The sequence below is a fragment of the Geminicoccus flavidas genome (assembly GCF_009806515.1).
Lineage (GTDB): Bacteria > Pseudomonadota > Alphaproteobacteria > Geminicoccales > Geminicoccaceae > Geminicoccus > Geminicoccus flavidus.
Genome location: NZ_WUJP01000983.1, coordinates 1 through 4,962 on the forward strand (window position 1 = coordinate 1; position 4,962 = coordinate 4,962).

Consider the following 4,962-nt stretch of genomic DNA (forward strand, 5'->3'; position numbering starts at 1 on the left):
CCGCCGACCCGCATGGCGCCGCCGCCCATGCGCATCCCGCCCATGCCGCGACGGTCCTCGACATTGCTGCTGCGCCTGCCGCTCCGCCATTCCATCGCTCAGGTATTCCCTTCCGTCCTCATACCTGGCGGCCGCGCAGGACGAGCTGTGCCAGGATCATCAGCAACAACGAGGCAGCCAATACCGACGTTCCGATGGCGTTGATTTCCGGTGTGATGCCGCGCCGGATCGAGCGCTGTCAGCAGTGGGTTCGCCAGGTCGAACGGCCCGACCAGCGCGATCAGCGTGGCGATGCCGATCATCAAACCGGCACGGTCAGTGCCGTGAACAGCAGCGTGTCCAGGATCAGGCGTGGCCAGCAGTTCAGCCGCTCCAGCCCTAATCCCGCCGCCGTGTCGGCCAGGGTGGCGAGGCTGCCGAGACTGCCGCCACCGTCAGGCTGGTCCACAGCGCGTCCAGGACGAACGGGTCGGCGAGCGCACGGCCGTACCACTCGGGCGAGCAGCACACGAAGGTCAGGACCGAGCGCGAGGTGGTGAAGCTAAACAGCACGATCTGCACGATAGGGCCGTACAGGAACAGGAAGGTCAGCACCGCATAGAGGTTCATGAGCCGGGCTCCCGGGCAGCGCCTGCGCCTGGGCCAGGCTCGCGGCGCAGGCCCAGGCGCATCGCGACCGACACCAGCAGGAGCATGACCGCCACCACCGTCGTCGCGATCGCGGCACCGAACGGCCAGCTGCGCGACTGGAGGAACAGGCCGACCAGCGCGTTGCCGATCGGGAACAGGGCGTAGGCCTGGAAGACCATGTTGACCGGGCGCTGCCAGGGTAGGGTGGCGGCCAGGTTCTGGCCGCGGATGCAGACCTCGCCCCGGTTCGGCTGCTCGAAGCCGGCGATCGGGTCGAGCGAGGTGGTCTGGCCGCACCCAGACGGGCCCAGGAAGGTGAAGAACGCGCCGTCGGCGAAGGCCAGGTCCATCTCGTCCACCGCCCGCACGTCGCCGAAGGTCCTGCTGACCCGGTCGAAAACGATGGTGGCGGTGCTGATCGGCGAAATGGCGCTCGGGAATCTGACTGAAAATCGCTTCGCGGTATCGAGAAGTGAGCGCGACGGCGGGATCCGGTCAGGCGGACCGGGCATGCTCAGCTGCCGGCGCGGAGAGTTTTCTGCATGACGGTGTGTGGTTCCGACGAGAAGGGGCGCATCAGACCCGGCCAGCCCAGGTCTCGGGTTCGTTTGTGCAAAAACGGGATGATGCAGACCGCTCATCGGCGTCGGTCGTCGAGCCACGCCAGCCGGACATTCTGCCACGAACGAAGCCGGCAGCCCAGGAACGCGTCGCGACCTTTCCTGGACGGAGGATCAGATGGGCGGCGTGACCAGGTCCCCGATCAGGCCCACGAGCGACAGGTCCGGGCCCGGAAGCACGCCCGGCACGTTGTCGGTGAAGTCGTCCCCATCGAGTTGGGTCTGGCCCACGACGATCAGCACGTGCGATGCGCCGGAACAGGCAGTGCCGATCACGAGCGAGCTGGCGCCGTCGATCCTGCTGACCGCCACGTCGTCACCCTTGCGGTCGACGAAGCCGTCGCCGTTGCTGTCGAGCACGTCGAACAGGTCGAAGCCATCGGTCAGGATCCGGCCGCTGCCACGCACAAAGTCGACGATCTCGTCGACGTTGAAGTCCGGGTCGTCGAGCATGTCCTCGGTCAGGTCGAACAGGTCGTCGCCAGCGCCGCCCTTTAGCTCGTCGCTGCCGAAGCCGCCCGCCACCAGGTCGTCACCTTCGCCGCCGCCCAGCAGATTAGCGCTGGAATCGCCATCAGGTGATCATCGCCGGAGCCGCCGAACAGTGTGTCCTCGCCGCTGCCACCGGCCAGCGCGTCGTTGCCGCCATAGGCCCAGATCGTGTCGGCGGAAGCCATGCCGTTTTAGTATGTTGGCCCGGTCGTCGCCCTGATGGTCGCCATTTTCCTTCCCTTGCCGCGAACTTCAGCCGCGGCGACCGGAAAGTCTACGGCAGCCGGGTTGAATGTTACGTGGAATTTACTGGAAATATGGCATAAATCGCTAAAAATCTTGCGGTCATGTGTGGATTTACCCAATTAATGACAAATAAATGAAGTCGTAGTTGATCTTCCGCGGTGCGACGGCGTGGCCATGACTTCGCAGCCTTCTTTACAAGCCGTAGTGCCCTCGTTCCTGCGGCCCCTGCCGCGTCAGCGCCGGCAAGGCCTGGGTGAGGGGGTGCCTGAAGGAGGTCGCCTGCCAGGTCCGTGATGTGCGGCCGTGCCCCGACCTGCCGGGCCTTCCTGCGTGCATCGGCCAGGTCCGGCTGGAACTTCGGGCGCGGGTCCCATTTGCTTAGAGGAAGTTCCACGGGCGGCCCTCGCGGAAGCGCAACGCTCGTTCACGTGTGTTTAATTCGACGGACTCGGCGCCGATCGGCATTCTGCCACGATAGTTCGCATTTTTCGGCGTGGGGTAGCCCGGATGATGAAGCTGAATCTCGAGGTCGCGCAGACGGTTGACAGTTCGCCGGTCATCGTCGTCGACCTGGATGGCACCCTCACGCCTGTCGACACACTGCACGAGACCGTCCTGCAACTGCATCGCACCTCGCCGCAGGCGGCCATCGGACTGGTGCAGGCGCTGCGCCAGGGCAAGGCGGCGTTCAAGCGGCACGTCGCCCAGTCCCTGTCCCTGGACGGGGCGCTCCTGCCGCTGCGGCAGGATCTCCTGGAATGGTTGACCGAGCAGCACGAGCTGGGCCGCCGGATCGTGCTGGTGTCCGCGGCCGACCAAGCGTTTGTGGACGCGGTGGCGGCTCATCTACCGTTTCGGGTCGATGCCGCGATCGGCAGCGACGGCCTGGCTAATCTGAGCGGGGAAGCCAAGCTCGCCCGGATCCGCGAGATGGTCGGCGAGAACTTCGTCTATGCCGGCGACGCGGCGGTCGACCTGCCGATCTGGCGGGCGTCGCGGGGCGCGATCCTGGTCGGGCGCGGGATGCGCTTCGAGAAGCGGCTGGGCGACGTACCGGTGGTCGGCCGCTTCCCCCAGGAAGGCGGCGGCCCGTTGCGCGCTTGGTTGCGGGCGTTGCGCATCTACCAGTGGCCCAAGAACCTGCTGGTGTTCCTGCCGGTCCTGCTGGCCGGGCCGATGGCCGGGATCGGCGACTGGGGCCAAGCGGTGCTGGCCTTCCTGATGCTGTCGGTGCTGGCCTCCGCCGGCTACCTGGTCAACGACCTCCTCGACCTGGCCGCCGACCGGCAGCACCCGACCAAGCGCAGCCGTCCGTTCGCCAGCGGGGCCCTACCGGTGGCGCACGGCGTGGCCGCCGTGCCGGGCCTGCTCCTAGTGGCGGTCCTGCTGGGCCTGTTCCTGCCGCTCGCCTCGCTGCTGGTGGGCTTCGTCTATCTGTGCGGCACGCTGGTCTATTCCTTCTTCCTGAAGAAGGTGCCGATGCTGGACGCGATCGTGCTGGCCTCCCTGTTCACGCTCAGGATCGTGGCGGGCATCGTGCTGATGACCCTGCCCTGGTCGTTCTGGCTCCTGACCTTCTCGATGTTCTTCTTCCTGTCGCTGGCCCTGCTCAAGCGCTTCACCGAGCTGCGCGAGGTGAGCCAGTCGCCCGACCGCGAGCTGCGCCGGCGCGGTTACACCACCGACGACCTGACCCTCCTGCTCTCCATGGGTAGCAGCTCCGGGATCGCGGCCTGCGTGATCTTCGTGATGTACCTGATGGAGGAGCAGTTCTCGCGCTCGATCTATGCCTCGCCCGAATGGCTCTGGGTGATCCTCGTGCTCCTGCTCTACTGGCTGGGGCGGGTCTGGCAGCTCGCCGTGCGCGGCCACATGAATGAGGACCCGCTCCTGTTCGCCCTGCGCGACCGGGTCTCCCACCTGATCGGCCTGGGGGCCATCGTCTTCATCCTGCTAGCCCGGGCTGCCTGAACGTGATCGACTCTCCTCCCGGCGGTGCTGCCCTCAGCGCCCGCCTGCACGATGCCCGCCGCTGGACCGGCTGGCTGATCTTCCTGGCGGCCCTGGCGGTCGTCCTGGCCGGCCTGCTGTTCGGCGGCCAGGATCTGCTGGCCTATCTGCGTCACCTGACGCCCGGAGTGATCGCCGTCCTGCTGGGCCTGTCGCTCGTCAACTACGCGCTGCGCGCCTGGCGCTGGGACATCTTCGCCCGGCAGCGGCGCATCCACGTCCCGTTCCTGCGCAACGTGCTCTACTACGTCGCCGGCTTCGCGCTGACGGTGACGCCCGGCAAGGTCGGTGAGGCGCTGCGGCTCTGGCTGATGCGCCAGCGCGACGCGCAGCCCTATGGCCGGACCCTGCCGCTGCTGCTGGCCGACCGGCTGGCGGATGGCCTGGCCCTGCTGGCGGTGGCCTGCGTCGGCATCGCCAGCCTGAACGGCGGGATCATCCTGGCCCTGGTCCCGGCCACCGTGGTCCTGCTGGCCATGTGGTGGCTGTGCACCCGCCCGCGCTTCCTGCTGATGATGGCCCATTGGGTGCAGGGCCGGATCGGCCGAGGCCGGGGCGGGCTGCGCAAGCTGCACCGGCTGAGCCGGGAAATCTCCAGCCTGCTCGGCTCCGGTCCGTTCCTGGCAGGCTTGCTCCTCTCGGTGATCGGCTGGATGGCCGAGGCGGCGGCTTTATGGTGGCTCCTGGACAGCCTGGGTGCCCCGCTCGACCTGCACGTCGTCGCCTTCGTGTTCGCCGCAGCGATGCTGGCCGGGGCCGTGGCGATGCTGCCGGGCGGGCTGGGCGGTGCGGAAGTGTCGATGGTGGCCCTGCTCGTCGGCTTCGGGGTCGCTGCCGAGCCCAGCGTGATCGCTACGGCCCTGATCCGGCTGACCACGCTCTGGTTCGCCGTGGGTCTGGGCTTCCTTGCGCTGCCGCTGGCGCTGCGGGTGGCGAGGCAACGGCCATGACGGCGTGGAAGCGC

The 4,962-nt window shown here is 67.6% G+C and carries 7 protein-coding genes; 2 read left to right on the forward strand and 5 right to left on the reverse strand.

Features of this window, described 5'->3' with window-relative positions; genetic code table 11:
• Positions 1-98: 98 nt before the first annotated feature.
• From EQG76_RS31885 to EQG76_RS27950, 5 genes are all read right to left on the reverse strand, one after another.
• Positions 99-302, reverse strand: coding sequence for a hypothetical protein (locus EQG76_RS31885; RefSeq protein WP_200841186.1), 204 nt, complete (start codon positions 300-302; stop codon positions 99-101).
• Between the two features lie 76 nt (positions 303-378).
• On the reverse strand, positions 379-609 hold the full coding sequence (locus tag EQG76_RS31890; protein WP_200841187.1) for an ABC transporter permease subunit: 231 nt from the start codon (positions 607-609) through the stop codon (positions 379-381).
• Complete coding sequence (locus EQG76_RS27940; protein WP_200841188.1) at positions 606-998, reverse strand: ATP-binding cassette domain-containing protein; 393 nt, start codon at positions 996-998, stop codon at positions 606-608. The genes EQG76_RS31890 and EQG76_RS27940 overlap by 4 nt, the downstream gene beginning before the upstream one ends.
• Positions 999-1,364: 366 nt before the next feature.
• Positions 1,365-1,775, reverse strand: coding sequence for a calcium-binding protein (locus tag EQG76_RS27945; protein ID WP_159718354.1), 411 nt, complete (start codon positions 1,773-1,775; stop codon positions 1,365-1,367).
• A complete protein-coding gene (locus EQG76_RS27950; RefSeq protein ID WP_159718356.1) occupies positions 1,745-1,927 on the reverse strand; it encodes a hypothetical protein in 183 nt (60 codons plus the stop codon). Before EQG76_RS27950 ends, EQG76_RS27945 begins: the two co-directional genes overlap by 31 nt.
• A 568-nt stretch (positions 1,928-2,495) precedes the next feature.
• Here EQG76_RS27950 and EQG76_RS27955 point away from each other — a divergent pair.
• Positions 2,496-3,959: a UbiA family prenyltransferase gene (locus EQG76_RS27955; protein WP_159718358.1), complete on the forward strand. Its 1,464-nt coding sequence runs from the start codon at positions 2,496-2,498 to the stop codon at positions 3,957-3,959.
• A 2-nt stretch (positions 3,960-3,961) separates the two neighbouring features.
• Positions 3,962-4,948 (forward strand): lysylphosphatidylglycerol synthase transmembrane domain-containing protein, encoded by a 987-nt coding sequence (locus tag EQG76_RS27960; protein WP_159718360.1) that lies wholly within the window; start codon positions 3,962-3,964, stop codon positions 4,946-4,948.
• Positions 4,949-4,962: the final 14 nt, after the last annotated feature.